The organism is Leeuwenhoekiella nanhaiensis (assembly GCF_002744755.1).
GTDB classification, from domain to species: domain Bacteria; phylum Bacteroidota; class Bacteroidia; order Flavobacteriales; family Flavobacteriaceae; genus Leeuwenhoekiella; species Leeuwenhoekiella nanhaiensis.
In genome coordinates this window covers 309,233-332,862 of record NZ_KZ319290.1, presented here as the reverse complement: position 1 = coordinate 332,862, position 23,630 = coordinate 309,233, and the positions used below count along the sequence as shown (strand labels likewise).

The following is a 23,630-nucleotide window of genomic DNA, read 5'->3' as shown; positions in this document are numbered from 1 at the left end:
AAGTAAAGTTTGTTTTCATAAGCGTTGCTTAAAATACAACGTTGCAAAGAATATGCCTAGTATCTGTAAATCATATTCCTTCAAAGGATTTAATAAGCTAATTAAAAAGGCGACCTATACGTATGCGGTGATAGCGCTGAAGGATAACCGGATACGCATTGCCTACAATATTGATCAAAAACGAAAAGCCCGCAAGCCAATAAAAACTAAAATAAAGGAGTATTAAGCAGGCCAGAAATGTGACTAAAAATGCACCCAGATGGCCAAATTCTGATTGTTTGGTCTGATACATAAAATTTTTAATGCCTTGTCGTGAGCCGTCAAAATACTTTTTCCTATTTGCTGTTCTTCCCCAAAAAAATAACAGAAGCGCTTTTCTGAAATATTCAACCTGAGCAACAGCGTAGAGCCTTTTCAGTCTTTCGGGATGGCGGATCACATAATAGCCGTGAGGTAAAATTTTATGGGTAGGATATACAAAACCCAAAAAAGCAAAAACGCCGGTGATACAAAGACTCAATAAAAATGCCAGTACAAACTGAATGCCTATAGAAATTGAAACGGGCTCCAAACGAATGAATGACACCATTAGAACATAAACCTGATAAGCCAGAAAAAAAGCAAAAAGAGTAAAAGCAATCTTTTTAATGAGATTCATGAGTTGTTGAAATTTCGATTCTAAAAATAAAAAAAGGAAGCCCTTTTAGCGGCTTCCTTTTTAGATATATAACCAGTCTAACAGTCTAAATTGAATTAAAAAGGAACTTCATCTTCCCCGTCGCGGTCAAAACCACCATCATTCATACTGCTTCCAAAAGCCTGATCAGGAGTTGGGAAGGTGTCGGGTCTAAAAGTATCATCGTTTGCCGCGGCGTTTTGGTTCATCGCCGACTCAAACTGGTAGGGCGTACTGAAATCATCGAGGTTATCAAATTTACCCAGATGGCCAATAAACTTCAGCCTGATATTTTCAAGTCCCCCGTTACGGTGCTTGGCTACGATAAATTCGGCCTGCCCATCTGTAGGGCTGCGTTCTTCATCATCCCACTCATCAATTTTATAGTATTCGGGACGGTAGATAAACGATACAATATCTGCATCCTGCTCAATCGCACCAGATTCCCGAAGGTCAGAAAGCAACGGACGCTTACTGCCACCACGGGTCTCTACCGCACGTGAAAGCTGTGATAGCGCGATTACCGGCACATCAAGTTCTTTTGCCAAAGCTTTAAGGTTACGCGAGATCATGGAGATTTCCTGTTCACGGTTACCGTTTTTCTGGCTGCCTCCTGCGGTCATCAACTGCAGGTAGTCAATGATGATCATTCTAATACCGTGTTGTGAGGCGAGACGACGTGCTTTTGCACGCAGGTCGAAGATCGAAAGCGACGGTGTATCATCAATAAAAAGCGGAGCTTTCTCCAGACTCTTTACTTTTACGTTAAGTTGCTCCCACTCGTGTTTTTCAAGCTTTCCGGTACGCAACTTCTCTGAAGAAAGACCGGTTTCTGAAGATATCAAACGGGTAATCAACTGTACCGAAGCCATCTCGAGTGAGAAGAATGCTACCGGTATGCCCTGGCCTACGGCGATGTTTCGCGCCATAGACAAGGTTAATGCCGTTTTACCCATACCCGGACGTGCCGCAACGATAATCAAATCACTGGGCTGCCACCCGGAAGTAAGCTTATCGAGACGGTCAAAGCCTGAGGGAATACCGGATAGACCTTCCTTATTTGAAATTTCTTCAATTTTCTTTTTAGCCTGAATAACCAGACTCTGTGCTGTTTCTGAACTACGCTTAATATTTCCCTGAGTTACCTCGTACAGTTTACTTTCGGCGTTGTCTAACAGGTCAAATACATCTGTAGTCTCATCGTAAGCTTCTTCAATAATTTCGTTAGAAATCTTAATGAGGCTTCGCTGAATGTATTTCTGCAAAATGATACGCGCGTGGTACTCTATGTGAGCCGAAGAAGATACTTTTTGGGTAAGTTGAATCAGATAATAGTCGCCCCCGGCCTTGTCAAGCTTAGCCATTTGCTTGAGCTGCTCAGAAACGGTTAATAAGTCAATAGGCTCCCCGTTTTCAAAGAGTGATCTTATGGCATCATAGATATGTTGATGGGCTTCTTTATAGAAAACTTCGGGGCTTAGAATGTCAATGATTTCATCAACACCCTTTTTATCAATCATCATCGCCCCAAGAACAACTTGCTCTAAATCAATTGCTTGAGGCGGTATTTTACCCTTCTCAAGGGCAATAACATCCTTAGACGGAATTATATAGTTAGGTTTGGTCTTTAGGTTTTCCATGAGGACGAATGTAAAAAAAATGTTAAGGGCAGTTCAAGTTTTTTGACCGGTCGTTGTTCACTACAAGTTAACAATATGATTGTTGATAACTAAATAATCTTGTTAACAACCATAAAAAAATCCAGAGTCAAAAACTCCGGATTTTAATGACAAGTGATGTTTAAGTCTTTTAGCCTTTGAAAACTCCCATTTCAGAATATTTATCCATCCGTTTTTTAATCAAATCGGTTGGTGATAAGTTTTTAAACTCATCATAGGCTTGTAGAATCTTTTCTTTTACCGTATCAAAGGTTTTTTGACGGTCGCTGTGCGCTCCTCCAAGAGGTTCTTTTACGATCTCGTCAATAAGTTTTTGTTTCTTCATATCGGTTGCGGTAAGCTTAAGCGCTTCTGCAGCCTGCTCTTTAAATTCCCAGCTTCTCCAGAGAATAGACGAGCATGATTCCGGCGAAATAACCGAGTACCAGGTATTTTCAAGCATCAGCACCTTATCGCCTACACCTATACCCAAAGCACCGCCACTGGCACCCTCTCCTATAATACACACGATAATGGGCACTTTAAGGCGGGTCATTTCCAAAATGTTTCGGGCGATGGCTTCTCCCTGTCCGCGCTCTTCTGCTTCCAGACCGGGGTATGCTCCCGGGGTATCGATAAAAGTGACTACCGGCAAACCAAATTTTTCGGCGCTTTTCATCAAACGAAGTGCCTTACGGTATCCTTCCGGGTTTGCCATACCAAAATTGCGGTACTGGCGTGTTTTCGTATTATATCCTTTTTGCTGACCGATAAGCATAAAACTCTGATCACCGATTTTACCCAAACCGCCAATCATCGCTTTATCATCCTTCACATTTCGATCTCCGTGAAGTTCTAACCACGTGTCTCCGCAAAGTGCCTTTATGTAATCAAGTGTATAGGGGCGATTAGGATGACGCGAAAGCTGAACGCGCTGCCAGGGTGTAAGATTTTTATAAAGATCTTTCTTGGTTTCTTTAAGCTTCTTCTCGATTTGCTTGCAGGTATTGGTGACGTCTACGTCACTCTCCTGACCTATTAGGGTACATTTTTCGAGCTGTTCTTCAAGCTCTTTTATAGGTTGTTCAAAGTCTAAATATTCCATTAGGGGAAGATTTTAGTTAGCTGACAAATATAGCGCATTTACTCGATACTAGAGAACAAATGCCGGGTGGCTTATCTTCTGAAAATTAAGATACGAGCCTTAGTAATTCCATTTTACGAGGTGCAAAGGTTCAAAAAAAGAGCTACTTACAAAAACCATTTATCCGATAATCGGGACTTAAATGCGCTATCCCGATAGCTATCGGGATGCATTGAAATCAAAAGCAGTTGCACTTTAATGCTTTGAGGTCTTGCCTCAGGTTAGTTTATTGCTTTCCAATAGGCGACGTTTTTTACGCTCGCGGGTTTTAAAAATTCCGTTTAAAATAACTGTGATCAAAATTAAAACGGCTCCCAAGTAAAAATCAGTATGCATCCGCTCGGCATCGCCTAAAATGATAAAGGCCAAAATGATACCGTACACCGGTTCCAGGTTTGTGGTAAGCATAACGGTATAGGGCGAAAGGTTGCGCATAACAGTTACCGAAGCGATAAACGCATAGGCGGTACAAACCAGAGCCAAAATAGCCAGGTACCACCAATCTGATACCTGAAGACTAAAAAAAACGGAATCAAACCGGGAAGTCAAAGCCAGAAATACGGTGATGCTTCCGGCACCTGACAGCATTTCAAAAAACGAAATCTTTACCGGATGATGCTCTTTTACCAATTTTCCGTTTATCAACGTAAAAAAAGCGGCCAGCAAAGCAGAAAGAAGCGCGACCAGAATTCCGGCGGTGTATCGCGTTTCCACATTAAAAATGAGATACAAACCCACGATAACCAGGAGACCGAAAACTAGTTCGTAGCCTATAATCTTTCGCTTATAAAATAGAGGTTCGAGAATACTCGTAAAGAACGCTCCGGTGCTCATCATCGCAAGAGTAACCGAAACATTAGCCATTTTAATCGCTCCGAAAAAGGTGATCCAATGCAGCGCGATGAGCATCCCGGCTCCTATCATAAGAGTTAAGACTTTGGGTTTCGTGATTAGAGGGATCTTTTTGAATTTGAGGTATCCAAAAATTGCCAGACTTGCTAAACCCATGCGATACCACACCAATTCTAAAGCACCTATACTGATCAGGGCGCCTAAAACAGCGGTAAAACCCCAAATGAAGACAATGAGGTGTAAATGCAGGTAATCTTTGAGACTAGCGCTTTGCATAATTGAGCAAGTAAACCGCCAGAATACCAAATAGCAGATTGGGTAACCACACCGCTACCATAGGCGAAAAATCAGATTGCTCTGAAATGGTTCCAAAAACCTTGTCGAAGAAAATAAATATAAACGCAAGCGAAATACCCAAAGCCAGATTAATCCCCATACCACCGCGGCGCTTCATAGAAGATACCGCTACCGCGATTATGGTAAGAATATAGGCGCTTACAGGCAAACTGAAGCGTTTGTACAATACCACTTCATACCGATTAATAGCTGAAGAACCCCTTGCTTTTTCTTTGGCGATAAATTCGCGCAGGCGTGGTGTGGTCAGGGTTTCGGCAATGTACTCAAGTGGTGTTAAATCTTCAAGATCGAATGAAAATGTGGTATCTACCTTTGGCTCTGATATCAAAATATCCCCCTCTTTACCAACGATACGTTTTTTGTACTGGTTAAGCCGATATACGGAATCTTCGGGCATATAGACAATACTGCGCGCCTGAATCTTATATTGAAGTGTATTATCTTCAAAATGCTCCAGTGTAAAGTTCTGCCCCATACGGGTTGAAGGCGTAAAACGGCTTACATAAATGTAATCGTTGTCATTGATTTGTCGATATACGTTACTCGTTTCCCGGGCGTCTCTATTGTTTTTTAAGTACTCGTACGAAAACTCATTGAACCCGCGACTGGCTGCCGGAGCCAGATAGGTTCCTAAAATATAGGCACCTACACAAACTATAGTTGCTCCTATTATATATGGTCTGAGAAAACGGTAGAACGAGACTCCACTACTCAGGAAAGCAATTACCTCGGTGTTATTGGCCAGTTTAGAAGTAAACCAGATTACCGAAAGAAATAAGAACAGAGGAAAAAGCAGGTTTGCAAAATAGATCGTAAAATTGAGATAATAGATGGCTACTTCGCTAAACGGCACTTCATTAGCCAGCATTTTATCAATCTTTTCTGCCAGATTCACGGTTATCCCAATAGGGATAAACAGCAACAGCATCGTGATAAAAGTACCCAGATAACGCTTTAAAATGTACCAGTCTAAGATTTTCATCTAGAGTCTTTTATCCATTTGTTTTACCATCTTTTCTTTCCAGGCATTAAAATCTCCCGCGATGATGTGCTTACGGGCCTCACGCACCAGCCACATGTAGAATCCCAGGTTATGAATCGTACCAATCTGGCGGCCCAGAATTTCATTTACGCTAAACAAATGCCGTACATAGGCTTTTGAATAGGCCGTGTCTACCCAGGTAGTACCGTCAGGATCAAGTGGCGAAAAATCATCCTCCCACTTTTTATTTTTAATATTTATGGTTCCGTGTTGCGTAAATAAGGTTCCGTTACGACCGTTACGTGTAGGCATCACACAGTCAAACATATCAACTCCTAACGCAATATTTTCTAAAATATTGATCGGGGTTCCCACACCCATCAAATAACGTGGTTTTTCAAACGGAAGAATATCGGTCACAATTTCGGTCATGGCGTACATTTCTTCAGCAGGTTCACCTACAGAAAGTCCACCAATAGCATTACCTACTGCACCAGAATTGGCAATGTATTCCGCAGATTGCTTGCGCAAATCTTTATAGGTACTGCCCTGTACAATAGGAAAAAACGCCTGATCATAGCCATATTTCACCGGAGTTTTTGCCAGATGCTTAATACACCGGTCTAACCAGCGGTGGGTCATATGCATAGAACGCTTGGCATAGTTGTAATCGCAGGGATAGGGCGTACACTCATCAAATGCCATAATGATATCAGCACCTATACTACGTTGAATTTCCATCACCCGCTCGGGCGTAAACATGTGAAATGAGCCGTCAATGTGCGATTTGAACTTTACCCCTTCTTCCTTGATTTTTCGGTTGGCTGAAAGCGAATAGACCTGATACCCACCACTGTCTGTCAGGATATTCCGGTCCCAGTTCATAAACTTGTGCAGCCCGCCGGCTTTCTCCAGAATAGTGGTCTGTGGCCTTAGGTATAAATGATAGGTATTCCCCAAAATGATGTCGGGGTCAATATCCTGAGTAAGTTCCCGCTGATGCACACCTTTTACAGTTCCCACTGTACCCACCGGCATAAAAATGGGAGTTTCAATGGTTCCGTGGTCAGTTGTTAGAGTTCCTGCCCGTGCTTTACTGGCAGCATCGGTACTTACGAGTTCAAATTGCATATCGTGAATTAGAGGGGCAAAGATAAAACTATTTAATAGATACTTTTGGCCCCAAAAAATGCTTAATAAGTGTAAAATAATCACTTATAACTCCTATCTTCTTAAATTATCCTAAAAACCACCGTATTAAGTAGCTTATTGATTGTAATACCTGTTAAAAATGGGTATTTTTGACCTTCAATTTTTAACTCAATCAACATGCCAAACATTAAAGAATTAGAAGATTTTGTCTCACAGGTACGCAGAGACATCGTAAGGCAGGTACATCAGGTAAGCTCTGGGCATCCCGGAGGTTCATTAGGATGTACTGAATTTTTTGTAGCCTTATATCAGGAAGTGATGAAACGTAAGGAAGGTTTTGATATGGACGGAAAGGGCGAAGATTTATTCTTCCTTTCTAACGGTCACATTTCTCCCGTTTTCTATAGCGTTTTGGCCCGTTCGGGTTATTTTCCTGTTGATGAACTCAATACCTTTAGAAAAATAGATTCACGTCTGCAAGGACACCCCACCACTCACGAAGGTCTACCCGGAATACGCGTAGCTTCAGGTTCTTTAGGACAAGGACTTAGTGTAGCTTTGGGTGCGGCTCAAACTAAAAAACTTAATGGTGATGATAACCTGGTTTACTCCCTTCACGGTGATGGTGAGTTGCAGGAAGGTCAAAACTGGGAAGCCATTATGTATGCTGCTGCAAATAAAGTAGATAATATTATCGCTACGGTTGACCTTAACGGACAGCAAATTGACGGAAGCACCGATGACGTTCTCAACATGGGAAGTGTACGTGCCAAGTTTGAAGCTTTTGGATGGGATGTGCTTGATATCGAGAAAGGAAACGATATGGCTGCTATTCTTGAAGGCTTAAAAGAAGCCAAGTCACGTACCGGAAAAGGAAAACCGGTTTGTATTTTACTGCATACCATTATGGGTAACGGCGTTGATTTTATGATGTACACGCACGCGTGGCACGGTAAAGCTCCCAATGACGAGCAGCTTGAGAAAGCTTTAGCTCAAAACCCGGAAACCCTTGGAGATTATTAATCTTCAACCAGGTATTTAAACAAGCTATTAATCTTAAAATCAATCCCACTTTAATACTCGTATTATTTAAGGGACAATCACTATGAAAAAATTCACAAACTCAGGAAATATAGATACACGTTCAGGTTTTGGTGCCGGAATGGATGAGCTCGGCAAAACACATGAAGATGTTGTTGCATTATGTGCTGACCTTACCGGATCGCTTAAACTGAATGACTTTGAAAAAAATCATCCCGAGCGCTTCTTTCAAACCGGAATCGCAGAAGCTAACATGATAGGTATGGCTGCCGGTATGACCATAGGCGGAAAAATACCTTACGCTACTACTTTTGCAAACTTTGCTACCGGTCGTGTTTACGATCAGATTCGTCAAAGTGTTGCTTACTCTGGTAAAAACGTAAAAATATGTGCTTCTCACGCCGGTTTAACCTTAGGAGAAGATGGGGCAACCCACCAGATTCTGGAAGACATCGGTCTTATGAAAATGCTTCCGGGAATGACGGTAATCAATCCTTGTGACTTCAACCAAACCAAGGCTGCCACAATAGCGATCGCTGATTATGACGGACCTGTTTATTTACGCTTTGGTCGTCCAAGCGTTCCCAATTTCACCGAGAAAGACGGAAAATTTGAAATAGGAAAAGCTTTGCATTTAGTAGATGGTTCTGACGTTACCATCATTGCAACCGGTCACCTGGTATGGCACGCGCTTGAAGCTGCTGAGCAATTGGAAGAAAAAGGAATCAGCGCTGAAGTGATAAACATTCACACCATTAAGCCGCTTGACGAGGAAGCTATTTTAAATTCAGTTAAGAAAACCCGTTGTGTAGTGACCTGTGAAGAGCACAATTATTTAGGTGGTCTGGGCGAAAGCGTTGCCGGTGTATTAGCCAAAAACGATCCTGTTTATCAGGAATTTATCGCTACCAATGACACCTTTGGCGAGTCTGGTACTCCTGCCGAATTGATGGAAAAATACGGTCTCAATACTAAATCTATTGTAGAAGCCGTTAATAGAGTGCTGGCTAAGAAGTAGGCACTCTTTATGACATAATTCCTAAGAATGCCTGTTTTCAGCATCAACCAAAAATTAGTTCGGAATCATTTTTAATCCAATTTAATTTTAACCGCCCGCAAGGGCACAACTTAATTGATATGAAGAACGCATTTTTAGGAATTTTTTGTTTAGTCGCGTCATTGACTTACGCGCAATCAGACCCGGGCTTTGGTATTAAAGCAGGTCTTAATTACGGTGCCACCGGCGATATCAGTAACGATGTAGGTGAAGCTTATGAGAATCCTGACAGGGATTTAGGCTTTCACGTTGGGGTTTACGGCCGAACAGGTGAACGTTTATACTTCAGACCTGAGCTGGTCTACACAAAACTAAAGACCACCTATGACAGTGATGAGTTTAGTGTTCAAAAACTGGATGCGCCGCTTCTTGTAGGTCTTGAAGTTTTTGGGCCCATCAACATTTTTGCAGGTCCTTCGTTACAATACATCTTAGATACCGAATATGAAGGTATTGATCTTGGCGATGTACAGGACGATTTTACAGTAGGCCTTAATTTTGGTGTAGGCCTTGCTTTAGGAAAGCTGGGAGTTGATTTGCGCTATGAGCGCGGCTTTAAAGATAATGAAGCCCAATTCTTAAGTACTAATGGAATCATCACAAACGATTCGCGAATAGACACCCGCCCTGATCAGTTGATCCTAAGCCTTTCATTGAATTTATAATATTCAATAACCAAACGGTTAAACTAAAAATCCCGCTACTTCAGGTAGCGGGATTTTTTTGTTTTCAATATTCTTCTGATTAATTATCAGGGTCTAAGTAATCTGGAGTGTCATCATTGTTTGAATCTGTAAACGTAATACTTCCATCTTCGTTTATAACAATCTCCTCTCGAGTAGGGATTCCATCACCGTCATCGTCGCTATCCTGAAAATTAGGTATACCGTCATTATCCGTGTCATCTTCTGCTTCAAACAAATAGAAATTGCCATTTATATCCTCCATTGCATTTGGAATGCCATCATTATCCTCATCAGCGTCTTTGACTATCCCGTATAATTTGAAACGAAAGACTAAATCTGAATAGGCAGGTATTGAATTGGTAGGATTACTAAAATATCCCAGACCACTGGGTATAAATACTGCACCTACACCATAGTCGGTTCCATAATTGAAACTGCCGTCTTCATTTTGAGAAATCCCTGTACCGGCTTTAAGCTCCTTTAGCCCATTTCCAAAACCAAAAATAGTTTCCGGAAGATTTAACCATATTGGGGTTGTAGTACCGTCAAACTTAGAACCCTCAACAATATTTCCCTGATAATTTACAAAAGTAGAATCTGCAAAGCTAGGCTGCTCTCCCTGCCCTTCCTTAGCTTCAAGAACATATAGCGTATAATCGACATCCCGATAAGTATACCGAGTCGCCTTTAAATTTGGGTGATCTATAAGAGGTATTTTATCTGCATTTTCTCCTGAGATAGTATCAAATACAATGTCAAAATTAAAATCTGCAGGGGGCGTTGCAAAATCCTCGTAATTATACGTATGTGTTTCGAGATAAGTCTGAAGGTTTGCTTCACTTTCTAACTGAACTTCGCCGCGATCTCTGGGTGGCTCCACAACCGGACCATCATCATCATTTTGACAAGACACTATCAATAAAAGCCCAAGAGCTGCAAAAACCGTATTTTTCATCATATTCATCAATATCCTTTTAGGTCGCGCAAGATACAATTTTGCGCTATTTTTGTTGTGTAAAAACGAGCTTTAAAGCAATAGATTATGCGAGTAGACAAATATTTATGGTGTGTGCGATACTTTAAAACCCGTTCTATAGCAACCGAAGCCTGTAAAAAAGGACAGGTAAAAATGAACGATGTTGCAGTAAAACCTTCACGGGAAGTTTTCCCTTCAGATACCATACAAATACGCAAGAATCAGATTGATTACATTATAGAGGTTTTAGCCCATCCGCCCAGCCGGGTTGGAGCTAAGCTTACCGGATTGTATTATGTAGACCGAACCCCTGCCGAAAATCTGGAAAAACTGGATTTGCTGAAATACTCTAAAGATTATTACCGTAAAAAAGGTACCGGCCGTCCTACTAAAAAAGACCGTCGCGATCTGGACGATTTTTACGAAAACGACGACTTCTTTGAAGACTCACCTGAATAAAAAATATTGGGAATCCCGTTATATGGAATCGCAAACGGGCTGGGATATAGGCTACGCAGCTCCTGCCCTGATGCAATATGCAGATCAACTCCCATCGAAAAATCTACGCATTTTAATACCCGGAGCCGGTTACGGACACGAGGCAGAATCCCTTTTAAATGCCGGGTTTACGAATATCACCGTCATTGATCTTTCCGGTTCTGCCCTGCAGCGCTTACAGCAACGTATTCCGGCTACAGATCGCTTAAAAATCATTGAAGGAGATTTTTTTGAATATTCCGGCAGCTATGATCGTATTCTGGAACAAACCTTTTTTTGCGCCCTTGACCCCAAACTCCGGCCTCATTATGTGAGGCACAGTTACCATTTACTGACTTCAGGCGGAAAACTCGCAGGTTTGTTTTTTGATTTTCCGCTTACCGAACAAGGCCCTCCCTTTGGCGGCAGCAAAAGAGAATACACCAATTTATTTTCAGAATACTTCCGCATAAAAACTTTAGAGCGCTGTTATAATTCCATAAAACCACGGGCAGGAAAAGAACTCTTCGCTATCTTTGAAAAAATCTGAAATCTTTTAGTTTAAGTATGAAAACGGCAGTACAAACCATTCTATCGCACGAGGATATTCAACATAAAATACGTCGCATTGCTTATCAGATCTACGAAAGCAATGTTGATGAAAGCGAAATTATTCTTGCCGGTGTTGCGCTAAACGGTTATGCGATTGCGGAACGGCTAAAACCCATTTTAGAAGAGATATCAGAAATCAAATGTACCCTGTGCCGGGTTACCATGAATAAAACCGCGCCTCAGGGAACGGTAGAGACCTCATTACAACCGGAAGCTTATGCGAACAAGTCTTTGGTACTCATAGACGACGTGCTCAATTCAGGGACTACACTTATTTACGGGGTTAAACATTTTTTGGATGTGCCGCTAAAGCAATTTAAAACCGCTGTTTTGGTAAACCGAAATCATAAGAAATATCCGGTAAAAGCCGATTACAAAGGCATCTCTTTAAGCACTTCATTAAATGAGCGTGTAAAAGTGCGCTTTAAACCCGAAGGCGATTATGCCATTTTAGAATAAAGCCGCTTCTAAGGCTTTTAAAGAGTCCTCAGGAGTTTGATCTTGCGTGCGCAGTATTAAATCTGCCTGATTGTAATAAAAACTGCGTTCAAAGAGGTGTTTACGCACAAATTCTTCCAGTTTCTCAGGAGTATCCTGATGATTTAGAACCGGTCTGTGTTCCCGCTGACTCCACAAACGACTACTCAGTTCAGTAACCGGAACGTTTATATACACAGAGGTACCCGGCGCCGCTTTTATGCGCTGCATTGCATCACCATAACACGGGGTACCACCGCCCAGGCTTATAACCGCTTCTTCTTCCAGATCTAAAAGTTCGTCCAGATAGTGTGATTCGCGTTTCCTGAAGTAGATTTCGCCTTTCTCTTTAAAAATAGTTGCGATGCTCTGCCCCTCTTTTTCCTCGAGGTACTCATCAAAATCAATAAATCGAAGTTGTTGTTTTTGGGCCAAAGCTCTACCTAAAGTAGATTTTCCTGAGCCCATATATCCTATTAAATAAATTTTCATGCTTAAATGAATCTGATTTTCAGAGCAGTAAATAATACTGAATAATTTTCTTCAAATTTATTACAAAAAGCCTTGTGCAGATCAAAAAAATGGCTGTATATTTGCAGCCGCATTCAGGGAAAGACTTGGTAGCTCAGTTGGTAGAGCATCTCCCTTTTAAGGAGAGGGTCCTGGGTTCGAGCCCCAGCCAAGTCACAAAATAAACCAGATTTATAGTCTGGTTTTGTTTTTTTAAATAGTTTTGAATTAAACAGACCCGGGTGCTGAAATTGGTAGACAGGCACGGTTGAGGGCCGTGTGTACTTCGTACGTGTGGGTTCAAGTCCCATCCCGGGTACTACCAGAAAAAGCCCGTAAACATTCAGTTTACGGGCTTTTTAGTTTTTTTGCATTATGTCTTGTTAGAACGGCTTGATCGCATCTTCAATTCGGGTATCTCCTTCAATCATTTCAAAAACTGCATTTTGAGCCACATCATCGTTTAAAACGTGCACTAAAGTGTACGCGACATCATCACGAGTGATTTCGCCATAATCTACTTTCTTAGATGCTTTAATTTCACGGGTTCCTGAATCATTAGTAAGAGAGCCCGGTCTTACGATAGTATAGTTTAAACCACTATTCATCAAATGCTCGTCTGCATTTTTCTTGGCCTCCAGATAATGCTGTAGTTTATCACTGCTTGACGGATCATCGGTATTTATTGAGCTCAACATCACAAATTTTTTGATTCCGGCTTTTTTAGAAGCGTCAATCAGGCTTTTTGCTCCTTCCTGATCTACCGCTGTTGTTTTTTCAGGACCTGTATGTCCTCCGGAACCGGCTGCAAAGATTACTTTATCAATTCCCTTAACCACATCAGCCAGATCTTCCTCAAGGTCGCCCAATACGGTATCTACATCCTGAATTTCAAACTGCTTTTGTTGCTCGGCTTTGCGAACCATTGCCACCGGATTGAAGTATTGAGATTCCTTCAAATACGTGACGATTTTCTTACCGGTTGTTCCGTTAGCACCGGCTACTAAAATATTTTCTTTACTCGTTTCCATAGTTTTATTTCTGATTTTCTTAAAATTAAGCAAGCTGAGGGGTATCACAAAGCGCATTAACTACCATTAACGCGGGTTTCCTTCAGGATTAGGATACTATTAAGATCGCGTTAAAGCATTTCATCAAATGCGGCTCAACCCGTAATTTTGAAGCTATGAAAACAAGTTTTGGAACTCTTACCGACTCAGACATACCCGTACTCATTGATTTTTATGCAACCTGGTGCGGACCCTGTCAAACCCTCGCTCCTATTTTACAGGATGTAAAAAAGGATTTGGGCGAAAAAGTCAAAATTGTAAAAATTGACGTTGACAAAAATCCTGCTATTGCCCAAAAGTTTCAGGTGCGTGGTGTTCCCACACTGATGCTGTTTAAAAACGGGAAGCAGCTTTGGCGTCAAAGCGGTGTACTTTCACGCGCTGACCTCAAACAGGTAGTTGCACAACACAGCCGTTAATCATCAACACATCATTCATCCTAAGGCTATGAATTTAGAAATCTGGCGTTTGCTTTTTGACTTTGGGATGGTTGTTTTGATCTGGCTGGTACAGCTGGTTATCTATCCCGGACTTTGCTACTACAATTCTTCTGATGTGGCGATCTGGCATCAAAAATACACACCGCGTGTTTCGTATGTAGTTATGCCTTTAATGGTAGGACAATTACTCCTTGCTATCATACAGGTAACCAAAAATGCCGATTTGTATACTGTTTTCAGTCTATGCGCTGTACTTATCCTTTGGCTTTCCACATTTATACAGTTTGTACCGCTGCATTCTAAAATCTCAGGAAAACAGGACTGTACAGGAATTCCGCAAAAACTGGTGAAACGCAATTGGTTTAGAACGGTTTTGTGGACACTGGTATTTCTGTGGAGTGTTTATTGGGTATTGATGAAATAGCATTGTTTTATCGCTTTAGCGTAAAATGCCCCTTTAACTCAAGTTTCTTTTCTTCCTGGCGATAGCTTATTAAATACCAGTAATCTGTACCCGGCATATTTTTACCCCTGTAAGTACCATCCCATAATGGATTTACCGCATCTAGCTGTTTGAGAAGTTTCCCAAACCTGTCAAAAATATATACACCCGTTACTTCTATTCCTTCTGCGATTTTTAGTTCCCAGAGGTCGTGATAACCATCTGAATTTGGCGTAAAATAGGTTGGGATCAAAAAAGGAATTCCATCCTGAAAAGGAGGTTCTAAAACATCATCATCCGGAATCTCTGTTCCCTCAGGGAAAATAGTTACCAAAAATGAAATCTCATCAGCGCACATCAAATCATTTTCGGCATAAACGTAAAAGGTAATGGAATAAACATCAAACTCGGAATAATAAATCTCATCTCCCGGATTGAAAGAATTACCCTGACCAAAAGGCTGAGTATAAAACCTAAGCGTTTCTGGAAGATTCTGTCCTGTAATTTGAGGAAATCTAAAAGCTTCAACAACTCTGGAGTCAGCTATTTCATTAAGCAAAGGAGCTTGATCTACCTCAACGGTAAGGCTGGCTTCTACAGATTTAAATTCCCCCACTCTATCGGTATCAGTCACCACACAGCGTAAGTTTGTGGTTTCATTAAGTGATCCCGAAAACACGGGCTCCGTGCTTAACAAAACGGTGTCATCCGCGTCGTACCATTCATACGTATATTCTCCGAATGGTATTTCAGGATCTATTTGAGCAGAAACCGTGAAATTTTCACCGGCACAAACAGGACCTACAGGTTGTAAACTTAGTGTCATTCTACAAATGGACGCTACAGTAACCTCCGCAGCTCCAAAAATAGACCTCCCGTTTAACAAATCTGGGCACAGAGGGCTGGTAGTTCCGGTTGCCGTATCTACTGATCTTACACTGCCTCCGCCGGTGGCTATCATAGTATAGTCTATATTTCCGATACATGGTTCTCCGCTTACTACAGACACCACTCCATATATGGTGGAGAAACCCGAAGCATTCATATTACCTATTAGTTGGCTTGCTCCGGGATTTGCAATGTTGATCTTAACAAGGTCATCACCCACTGCTGAGAGGTACAAATCCCCGTCAATAAAAGTTAAATCTCCACCTGAGGCATAATTGGTTGCACCAAGAAAGGTAGCCTCGAGAGTGTTTGGATCAATCCTTAACAGAGACCCATTTCTGTCTTCGCTAACTGTAAGCAAACTGCCATCCGCGTCTTTTACGAGTGAATTAAAATTGGTCAACCCGGCTGAAGAACTGGTAAACTCCCCCAACTCCGTTATCGTTGACGCATCAAGATCTATCAAGAATAGGCTTTGTTGATAGATACCATAGAGGGAACGCTCGGTAGGTCCTTCAGCTATGTCAAACAAAACTATATTCCCGGGACTTATTAATTCTTCAACTGTACAATTATCAAAATCGGCCAAGACTATACTGCCGTCAGATAAAGACAGGTATGCAGAATTTCTGGTTTGTGCTTTCAATGCCGAAGTCAAAAACCAAAACCCAAGAATGAGAATAATTCGTAACACGGAGAGTTGGACGTTTTATCGATTAAATATACTCCAAATCAGATAAAACACCTGCTTTTCAGTTAAAGTTCAGCAAACCAACAAAAAGCTTATTTTGAATAACTATCTCGCTTTAACCTCAATCATTGCAAGCTCCAGCGCTTTTTCATATTTACGAAGGGTTCGTAACTCTTTAGAGTTTACCAAAGCCAGAGACAAACCTTCTTTTCCGGCACGTGCGGTACGACCGCTTCGATGCGTGTAATAGGCTTCCTGATCAGGCATTTCATAATGAATTACAAAAGACAGGTCTTCCACATCAATACCACGCGCGGCGATGTCAGTCGCGACCAGAATACGCAGGTTTTCATTCTTAAAGGCGCGCATGGTTTTGTCCCGCTCCTTCTGCAGCATATTACCCTGTAAGGCTTCGGCAGCGCAGTTTTTAGCTTGCAATTGTTTAGCCAGCTTAGATGCCGCTGCTTTAGTTCTGCAGAAAATGATACCCCGCTCTTCCTTTCGGCTTCTTAAAAAATCAAGCAGCACTGGTAACTTGTCAGTATCGTCACAGACGATAAACTGATGTTCGATTTTTTTATTGACCACATCCCTGCTTACCTGAATACGATGGGCGTCTTCTGCCATATGCTGGTTTACAATCTGTCGTATTCCAAACGGCATCGTAGCCGAAAAAAGCCATTTGTTTCTAATCGTATTAAGCTGTATGAGAATCACATCGAGCTGATCTTTAAAACCCATACTCAGCATTTCATCGGCCTCATCCAGCACAACCGTATCAACCTTTGACAAGTCTATGGCTTTACGATCGAGTAAATCAATTAATCTCCCCGGCGTAGCTACAACAATATGCGTGGGCCTGTTTAAGTTTTTGATTTGGATGTCTATTTTCTCCCCTCCGTAAACGGCTTCAGTGAAGATTTTATCGGTGTATTTCGTGAATTTAAAGAGTTGCTTTGCCACTTGTTGGCTCAATTCGCGTGTTGGGCACAAAATAAGAGCCTGAATCTGCTTTTTTCGGGGATCAATACGTTCAAGAATAGGCAAACCATAGGCAGCGGTTTTTCCCGTTCCGGTCTGAGCCTGCCCCACCAAATGAGCATCTCCCTCAAGCAAAAGCGGAATTACCTGCTCCTGAATTGCCGTAGGTTCAACAATACCCAGTTCATTGAGTCCTTTGATAAGCTTGTCTGATAAGCCCAAATCTTTAAAACGAATTGCCATACTATGTATTTAAGCAGCAAAGGTACATATCAAAGGCTTGTAACCCGCATAAACTTTGTGTTCGTGTCAATTAAATTCAATTATTCGCCTAACTTTAGAAAAAAAGGAATGATTAGAGTTTTTGTACTTTTTATTGCCGGATGTCTGTGCTTACCAATATATGCTCAGGAGAAGCCTGCTTACCGCATATTTGATGCAAATGGCAATGTCATAGCTTACAGCGCTATGCTGGATAGCTTAAAAACCGAAGCCGATGTGATTCTTTTTGGCGAATTGCACAACAACCCTATCGCCCACTGGCTCGAATTAGAGCTTGCTAAAGACCTCTCCAAAGACCAAAATGTGATGCTAGGGGCCGAAATGCTTGAAACCGATAATCAGAAAGCATTGAGCCACTACCTCAAAGACAGCCTGGATTATAAACAATTCAGCGAGCAGGCTCGTTTGTGGACAAATCACAAAACCGATTACCAGCCCCTTGTTGATTTCGCTAAGGAAAGTGAAATAGACTTCATCGCAACTAATGTTCCCCGGCGCTATGCAGCACTAGTGCACAAGCAAGGTTTTGAAGCCCTGGATAGTATCGCTCCCGAAGAGAAGCAGATTATCGCACCATTACCCATTACCTTTGATGCCGATTTACCCCGATATCAGGAAATATTAAAAATGATGGGCGATCACGGAAGCCCTAAACTAGTGATGGCACAAGCTCTTAAAGATGCGACTATGGCGCATTCGATTTTGACAAACTATACTGAAGGCACTTTATTTCTCCATTTTAATGGTGCTTTTCACAGTGATTTCCACGAAGGGATTCTTTGGTATTTAAAGCTTCAGCAGCCTGAATTGAATTATTTTACCCTAAGCACAGTGCTTCAGGATGAGCTTTCAAACCTGAATGAAGAACATCGCAATCGCGCAGATTTCATTATCGTCGTTGATGCCGATATGACTACCAGTTATTAATCACTTGGTATTCGGATATAACTCCCATTCACTACAACGGTTTCGGTTAAAATTTTTATAAGAAACGAAGAGTTGATAGTAATACTACTATTTTTGCGTTCAAAATAATCAGATATGGATGCATTACTTAAAAATCTGAAAATTTCGATCAACGAAAGTATCTACCTTAAAGATCCTGAGTCCTCTGATTTAGGCAAGCGAATCGTTAAATACGGAATCATTTTAATCAATGAACTGGGTTTTGACAATTTCACCTTTAAAAAGCTTGCCGCTCATATAGAATCTACCGAGAGTTCTATTTACCGTTATTTTGAAAACAAGCATAAATTTCTCATTTACCTCACCTCCTGGTATTGGGGCTGGAAGGAATATCAGCTGGTCTTTGCCACAAATAACCTTACCGATCCTGTTGAAAAGCTTTTAAAGGCTATTGAGATTGTTACCCGTGAGGTAGAAGAGGACCAGTCGTTTAATCACATCAACGAAGTCTTTCTCAATAAAATCGTGATCAATGAGTATTCTAAGTCTTACCTTACCAAAGAGGTAGACGATGAAAACAAAGACGGCTATTTTGCCATTTACAAAAGGCTTTCAAACCGAATTAGAAAAATGATCTCAGATGTTGATGCCTCATATCCATACCCTGCAAGTCTGGCAAGTACCATTCTTGCAGACTCGTTGCATCATCATTTTTTAAAAAATCACTTTTCATCCCTTACCGAATGTGATGATCAGACTTCACCTTCACAGTATTTTGAGCATCTAATCCTAAACCTACTTAATCTATAATATATGGCTAAAGAAGTTTTATCAGCCTGGCAACGTTTTACAGGTCTTTTACAGCTCGAGAAAAAGGACTTTTTACAAATCTTATACTACGCCATATTCGCAGGATTGGTTAGTCTCTCGCTGCCATTAGGTATTCAGGCTATCGTAAACCTGATTCAGGGGGCGCAAATCAGTACCTCCTGGATCATTCTCGTGGTTTTAGTAACTCTGGGCGTTGCATTTGTGGGCGGCTTGCAGATTATGCAGATACGTATTGTTGAAAATCTTCAGCAAAAAATATTTATGCGGGCCTCTTTTGAGTTCACGTATCGATTCCCAAAAATCAAAATGAGCGAACTTAACCGTTTCTATCCACCGGAATTAGCAAACCGATTTTTTGATGTGCTTACCGTTCAAAAATCACTCTTTAAACTGGTACTCGATTTTCCTGCGGCATTGGTTCAGATTATTTTTGGTTTGATCCTCTTATCTTTTTACCATCCCTTCTTTATATTCTATGGGGTTCTTTTGGTTTTACTTATTTATCTGGTATTCAAATTCACCGGCAATAAAGGTTTACAAACCAGTCTCACCGAATCAAAGTACAAATACAAAATCGCACATTGGATTCAGGAGATTGCCCGCACGCTGGTTAGTTTTAAGCTTTCAGGCAGAACAAGCCACGCATTGCAAAAAAATGACGCATTGGTAAATGATTATCTGGATGCCAGAGAAAGCCACTTTAAAATTTTAAGGCTACAATTCATACAAATGATTGCCTTTAAAGTACTGGTTACGGCAGGTCTTCTGCTCATAGGTGGTATTTTGGTTCTCAATCAGCAAATGAACATCGGCCAATTTGTAGCTGCCGAAATTGTAATCGTACTGATCATCAACTCGGTTGAGAAGCTCATTTTTGGTCTTGAAAATCTTTACGATATGCTTACTGCTCTAGAAAAAATAGGTCAGGTCGTTGATAAAGATTTAGAATCTCAGGAATTAAGCACCCCTTTCAGCGCCGGTGAACCTTTAGGTTTTGAACTGCGTAACGTGAGTTACAAAGACACTGCAGATGACAAACTAATTCTAAAAGATATCAGCTTAAAGGTAAATCCAGGGGAACGTGTTTTAATTCTAGGTAAAAACGGCTCAGGTAAATCTACCTTACTAAAAATTTTGGCCGGAATATATGAGCCTACTGACGGAACGTTTTATATTAATGATAAATCCTTAAAGGGCATAAACCTAAATCATTATCGCTCATTCCTGGGACAATCCTTACCTGAAGAAACACCTTTTGAAGGTTCTATACGAGACAATATTACATTTGGTGATACGAGTATTCCTATTGAAGATATTGACTGGGCGATAGAAAACACCGGGCTGCGTGAATATATAAAAGAACAACCAAAAGGTCTGGATAGTTTACTCTATCCCGAGGGCCAGCATTTATCCCGAACCATTGGTAAAAAAATTGTTTTAGCCCGAAGCATCGTTCGTAAACCTAAGGTCTTAATTCTCAAAGAACCTTTAAACAAGTTTGCCAAAGAAGAAAAAGAGCGTATCGTAAATTTCCTTTTTGATAAATCAAATCCCTGGACCATTATTGTCGCCAGTCAGGATGAAGCCTGGAAAGAATGCTGTGAACGAACGCTCATTCTTGAAAACGGTAAAATATCTCAAAACTAAAAAGCCATGCTTAATATTTCGAAAAACAAGCTTAACGATAAGGTTGATCTTTCTGGCTACAAGGCTGGCCGCAAAGTTCTGGGAAAAAAACATTATACCTACTTCAACAGGTTTTTAAAGGTTTTTACTGTAATTCTAATTATCGTACTCTTTCTGCCATGGACGCAGACGATACAGGCAGTAGGCTACGTCACCACATTGACTCCTGAGCAGCGCCCGCAAACCATTCAGTCTCCCATACCGGGAAGAATTGAAAAATGGTATGTACGTGAGGGTGATTCGGTAGCTAAGGGAGATACTATTTTATTTATATCTGAGGTTAAAAATGAGTATTTTGACCCGCTTCTCGTAGAACGTACAGAACAGCAGGTGCTCGCCAAGAGCAATTCGGTACTCTCGTATGCTGAAAAAGTAGCTGCCTTAACTAATCAAATCCAGGCACTTCAGGCTGAACGTATCCTTAAGCTAGAACAGGCCGAAAACAAGCGCATACAAGCCGAGCTTAAGATTAAAAGCGACTCTATTGATTTTGAAGCTGCAAAAACAAATCTGGCAATTGCAGAGCGCCAGTTTGAGCGAACGTTAGGTCTACAGCAGGAAGGGCTAAAAGCGGTGACCGATGTGGAAGAAAAGCGCTTAAAACTACAGGAAACTCAGGCAAAATTGATTTCGCAGCAAAACAAATTACTAGCCAGCCGCAACGAACTCATCAACGCCCAAATTGAAATCAACCGGGTTGGCGCAGAGTATACAGACAAGATTTCGAAGGCTCAGAGTGATCGTTCAACAGCTCAATCCAACCAGTTTGACTCTGAAGCAACCGTGAGTAAGCTCGAAAATGATCGTACAAACTATGCAATTAGGAATGGAATGTACTACATCACGGCGCCGCAGGCCGGATTTATAAACAAAGCCATCATAGGTGGTGTAGGCGAAACCTTTAAAGAAGGGCAACCTCTAGTGGGGATTATGCCTTCAAAATATGATCTGGCTGTAGAAACCTTTGTACGGCCTATAGATTTACCCCTAATTCATAAAGGGGAAAAAGTACGGATCCAATTTGACGGTTGGCCATCAATAGTTTTTAGTGGTTGGCCCTATAATTCATTAGGAACCTTTGGCGGGGAAGTAGTTGCTATTGAACGTTTTATAAGCGCTAATGGTAAATACCGTATTTTGATTGCTCCAGATCCTGACGAAGAGCCCTGGCCGGATGCCTTGAGAGCCGGTTCTGGTGCCAATACTCTGGCATTGCTTGAAGATGTACCCATATGGTACGAATTATGGCGACAGCTTAACGGCTTCCCACCTAACTATTACACACCCGATACGTCTAGCGCTCAAACAGATAAGAAAAAATGAGAATTCTAGTTTGGTTTAGTCTTTTACTGGCCTTTAGTACTACTGCTGTTAACGCTCAGGAAGAACCTGTATCTACACTGAGCTTTGACGAGTATCTAAATATGGTGCAGCAAAATCACCCCTTGGCACGGCAGGCTTATCTCATTGAGCAAACCGGAGAAGCCAAACTGCTAAAAGCCCGGGGTGGTTTTGACCCAAAGGTTGAAGTTGATTTTGATCAAAAAGTCTTCAAGGATACCGAATATTACGATCTGCTCAACGCAACTTTTAAAATCCCTACCTGGTATGGTATTGATTTAAAAGCACAGTTTGAACAGAATGAAGGCTATTATTTAAATCCTCAGAATACGGTTCCTGAAGACGGCTTGTATACAGCCGGTATTTCGGCATCTTTAGGTCAGGGTTTGTGGATTAACGAGCGTATGGCGACCCTGAGACAAGCCCGTTTTTACCGTGAACAGGCCCGGGCTGATTTACAGCTTGCCGTGACCAATGTGTTATATGAAGCTTCTCTTGCTTACTTTAACTGGTTGCGGGAGTACCAAAAAGTATTGCTCTATCAGCGATTTTTAGAAAACACTACAGAACGTTTTGTGGGCATTAAAACCAGTGCGCTGTCTGGCGCAATCCCGCTTATTGACACGACCGAAGCTAAAATAAGTGTTCAAAGCCGGGAATTAAGCCTGCAGGAAGTACGTCTTGATTATCAAAAAGCCAAACTGGAACTGGCTAATTACCTGTGGTTGGGAAATAACATCCCGGTAGAATTACAGGATGATATTTATCCCGAAGGCGAACTTAGTGATGTGATAAGCAAAACGCTTCAGATCACCGATTTTGATTTGGCCGATTTTCAAATTGATACCCATCCTAAAATGCGCTCGCTTGATTATAAGGTGCAGGCGCTCGAAGTTGAAAAACGTTTAAAAGCCAATAAGCTGCTACCGGTTATAGATGTCAACTATAATTTTATAACTTCAGAACCTCGCAATCTCAATTCGTTTTACACCCAAAACTACAAAGCCGGTTTACGATTTAGTATGCCTTTATTTCTGCGGAAAGAACGCGGAGACCTTCAGCTGGCCAAGCTTAAATTGCAGGACGGCGAATTTGATTTGATCAATACCCGTTTGACGCTTCAGAATAAAATTAGGGCTGTAAACACAGAGCTTGAAGTTTTAAACGAACAGCAGGAACTGGTAGAAGATCTGGTAATCAACTACACCACGATGCTCGAAGCCGAATTGCGTAAATATGAGGTGGGCGAAAGTTCGATCTTTCTTATCAATTCACGGGAATTGAAGCTTATTGACAGCCAGCTTAAAGCCATCGAGGTTACTAACAAGCTGTACAAGACTAAAGCTCAACTCTTTAAAACCCTGGCTACAATCCCTGAGTTTGACCAGGAATAGTATCGAGCGGTATCTGATGGA

Annotated in this window: 24 protein-coding genes and 2 tRNA genes; 15 read left to right on the top strand and 11 right to left on the bottom strand. The window is 41.4% G+C overall.

Going from position 1 to position 23,630, the window contains the following annotated elements:
• Nucleotides 1-97: 97 nt before the first annotated feature.
• From CJ305_RS10355 to tgt, 6 genes are all read right to left on the bottom strand, one after another.
• A complete protein-coding gene (locus CJ305_RS10355) occupies nt 98-658 on the bottom strand; it encodes a glycosyl-4,4'-diaponeurosporenoate acyltransferase CrtO family protein (RefSeq protein ID WP_099646183.1) in 561 nt (186 codons plus the stop codon).
• Nucleotides 659-753: 95 nt separating this feature from the next.
• A complete protein-coding gene (dnaB, locus tag CJ305_RS10350; protein ID WP_099646182.1) occupies nt 754-2,316 on the bottom strand; it encodes a replicative DNA helicase in 1,563 nt (520 codons plus the stop codon).
• 169 nt (nt 2,317-2,485) lie between these two features.
• Nucleotides 2,486-3,439: an acetyl-CoA carboxylase carboxyltransferase subunit alpha gene (locus CJ305_RS10345; protein WP_099646181.1), complete on the bottom strand. Its 954-nt coding sequence runs from the start codon at nt 3,437-3,439 to the stop codon at nt 2,486-2,488.
• 255 nt (nt 3,440-3,694) lie between these two features.
• On the bottom strand, nt 3,695-4,606 hold the full coding sequence (locus CJ305_RS10340) for a DMT family transporter (protein WP_099646180.1): 912 nt from the start codon (nt 4,604-4,606) through the stop codon (nt 3,695-3,697).
• Entirely contained in the window at nt 4,593-5,669 is a 1,077-nt protein-coding gene (locus CJ305_RS10335; RefSeq protein ID WP_099646179.1) for an LptF/LptG family permease, read from the bottom strand. Before CJ305_RS10335 ends, CJ305_RS10340 begins: the two co-directional genes overlap by 14 nt.
• Nucleotides 5,670-6,800, bottom strand: a complete 1,131-nt coding sequence (gene tgt / locus CJ305_RS10330; RefSeq protein WP_099646178.1) for a tRNA guanosine(34) transglycosylase Tgt — start codon at nt 6,798-6,800, stop codon at nt 5,670-5,672.
• 198 nt (nt 6,801-6,998) lie between these two features.
• Here tgt and CJ305_RS10325 point away from each other — a divergent pair, with 198 nt between their 5' ends.
• From CJ305_RS10325 to CJ305_RS10315, 3 genes are all read left to right on the top strand, one after another.
• The gene (locus CJ305_RS10325; RefSeq protein WP_099646177.1) at nt 6,999-7,844 is read left to right on the top strand and encodes a transketolase; all 846 of its coding nucleotides are present in this window, start codon (nt 6,999-7,001) and stop codon (nt 7,842-7,844) included.
• An 82-nt stretch (nt 7,845-7,926) separates the two neighbouring features.
• Nucleotides 7,927-8,880, top strand: a complete 954-nt coding sequence (locus tag CJ305_RS10320) for a transketolase family protein (RefSeq protein WP_099646176.1) — start codon at nt 7,927-7,929, stop codon at nt 8,878-8,880.
• 119 nt (nt 8,881-8,999) lie between these two features.
• On the top strand, nt 9,000-9,584 hold the full coding sequence (locus CJ305_RS10315; RefSeq protein WP_099646175.1) for an outer membrane beta-barrel protein: 585 nt from the start codon (nt 9,000-9,002) through the stop codon (nt 9,582-9,584).
• A 79-nt stretch (nt 9,585-9,663) separates the two neighbouring features.
• On the opposite strand, the gene CJ305_RS10310 is transcribed toward CJ305_RS10315, so the two are convergent.
• The gene (locus CJ305_RS10310; RefSeq protein ID WP_223248853.1) at nt 9,664-10,569 is read right to left on the bottom strand and encodes an FKBP-type peptidyl-prolyl cis-trans isomerase; all 906 of its coding nucleotides are present in this window, start codon (nt 10,567-10,569) and stop codon (nt 9,664-9,666) included.
• Between the two features lie 78 nt (nt 10,570-10,647).
• Here CJ305_RS10310 and CJ305_RS10305 point away from each other — a divergent pair, with 78 nt between their 5' ends.
• The 3 genes from CJ305_RS10305 to CJ305_RS10295 are packed head-to-tail and all read left to right on the top strand — an operon-like array spanning nt 10,648 to nt 12,129.
• Entirely contained in the window at nt 10,648-11,040 is a 393-nt protein-coding gene (locus CJ305_RS10305) for an RNA-binding S4 domain-containing protein (protein WP_099646174.1), read from the top strand.
• The gene (locus CJ305_RS10300; RefSeq protein ID WP_099646173.1) at nt 11,021-11,608 is read left to right on the top strand and encodes a methyltransferase; all 588 of its coding nucleotides are present in this window, start codon (nt 11,021-11,023) and stop codon (nt 11,606-11,608) included. The genes CJ305_RS10305 and CJ305_RS10300 overlap by 20 nt, the downstream gene beginning before the upstream one ends.
• A gap of 17 nt (nt 11,609-11,625) precedes the next feature.
• Nucleotides 11,626-12,129 carry a phosphoribosyltransferase family protein gene (locus CJ305_RS10295; RefSeq protein ID WP_099646172.1) on the top strand — a complete coding sequence of 168 codons (504 nt, stop codon included), beginning with the start codon at nt 11,626-11,628 and terminating at the stop codon, nt 12,127-12,129.
• Here the strand turns inward: CJ305_RS10295 and CJ305_RS10290 are convergent.
• The gene (locus CJ305_RS10290; RefSeq protein WP_099646171.1) at nt 12,121-12,639 is read right to left on the bottom strand and encodes a shikimate kinase; all 519 of its coding nucleotides are present in this window, start codon (nt 12,637-12,639) and stop codon (nt 12,121-12,123) included. The genes CJ305_RS10295 and CJ305_RS10290 overlap by 9 nt on opposite strands.
• Nucleotides 12,640-12,761: 122 nt before the next feature.
• Between CJ305_RS10290 and CJ305_RS10285 the strand changes: the two genes are divergently transcribed.
• A tRNA-Lys gene (locus CJ305_RS10285) sits at nt 12,762-12,834 on the top strand.
• Between the two features lie 59 nt (nt 12,835-12,893).
• Nucleotides 12,894-12,976, top strand: a tRNA-Leu gene (locus CJ305_RS10280).
• Nucleotides 12,977-13,040: 64 nt separating this feature from the next.
• Here the strand turns inward: CJ305_RS10280 and CJ305_RS10275 are convergent.
• Nucleotides 13,041-13,688, bottom strand: coding sequence for an SDR family oxidoreductase (locus CJ305_RS10275; protein WP_099646267.1), 648 nt, complete (start codon nt 13,686-13,688; stop codon nt 13,041-13,043).
• Nucleotides 13,689-13,843: 155 nt separating this feature from the next.
• Here CJ305_RS10275 and trxA point away from each other — a divergent pair, with 155 nt between their 5' ends.
• Nucleotides 13,844-14,146 carry a thioredoxin gene (gene trxA / locus CJ305_RS10270; RefSeq protein ID WP_099646170.1) on the top strand — a complete coding sequence of 101 codons (303 nt, stop codon included), beginning with the start codon at nt 13,844-13,846 and terminating at the stop codon, nt 14,144-14,146.
• A 28-nt stretch (nt 14,147-14,174) separates the two neighbouring features.
• The gene (locus CJ305_RS10265) at nt 14,175-14,591 is read left to right on the top strand and encodes a hypothetical protein (protein ID WP_099646169.1); all 417 of its coding nucleotides are present in this window, start codon (nt 14,175-14,177) and stop codon (nt 14,589-14,591) included.
• A 7-nt stretch (nt 14,592-14,598) separates the two neighbouring features.
• On the opposite strand, the gene CJ305_RS10260 is transcribed toward CJ305_RS10265, so the two are convergent.
• Together CJ305_RS10260 and CJ305_RS10255 are read right to left on the bottom strand one after the other, a co-directional pair.
• Nucleotides 14,599-16,191, bottom strand: coding sequence for a T9SS type B sorting domain-containing protein (locus CJ305_RS10260; RefSeq protein WP_099646168.1), 1,593 nt, complete (start codon nt 16,189-16,191; stop codon nt 14,599-14,601).
• 102 nt (nt 16,192-16,293) lie between these two features.
• Complete coding sequence (locus tag CJ305_RS10255; protein ID WP_189319425.1) at nt 16,294-17,412, bottom strand: DEAD/DEAH box helicase; 1,119 nt, start codon at nt 17,410-17,412, stop codon at nt 16,294-16,296.
• Between the two features lie 108 nt (nt 17,413-17,520).
• Here CJ305_RS10255 and CJ305_RS10250 point away from each other — a divergent pair, with 108 nt between their 5' ends.
• The 5 genes from CJ305_RS10250 to CJ305_RS10230 all read left to right on the top strand — a co-directional run bounded on the left by CJ305_RS10250 (nt 17,521) and on the right by CJ305_RS10230 (nt 23,609).
• A complete protein-coding gene (locus CJ305_RS10250; RefSeq protein WP_099646265.1) occupies nt 17,521-18,378 on the top strand; it encodes a ChaN family lipoprotein in 858 nt (285 codons plus the stop codon).
• Nucleotides 18,379-18,492: 114 nt separating this feature from the next.
• Nucleotides 18,493-19,167, top strand: coding sequence for a TetR/AcrR family transcriptional regulator (locus tag CJ305_RS10245; protein ID WP_099646167.1), 675 nt, complete (start codon nt 18,493-18,495; stop codon nt 19,165-19,167).
• 3 nt (nt 19,168-19,170) lie between these two features.
• Nucleotides 19,171-20,835, top strand: coding sequence for a peptidase domain-containing ABC transporter (locus CJ305_RS10240; RefSeq protein WP_099646166.1), 1,665 nt, complete (start codon nt 19,171-19,173; stop codon nt 20,833-20,835).
• Between the two features lie 6 nt (nt 20,836-20,841).
• Nucleotides 20,842-22,197, top strand: coding sequence for an HlyD family secretion protein (locus CJ305_RS10235; protein WP_099646165.1), 1,356 nt, complete (start codon nt 20,842-20,844; stop codon nt 22,195-22,197).
• Nucleotides 22,194-23,609: a TolC family protein gene (locus CJ305_RS10230; protein ID WP_099646164.1), complete on the top strand. Its 1,416-nt coding sequence runs from the start codon at nt 22,194-22,196 to the stop codon at nt 23,607-23,609. The genes CJ305_RS10235 and CJ305_RS10230 overlap by 4 nt, the downstream gene beginning before the upstream one ends.
• The last annotated feature ends 21 nt before the right edge of the window (nt 23,610-23,630 follow it).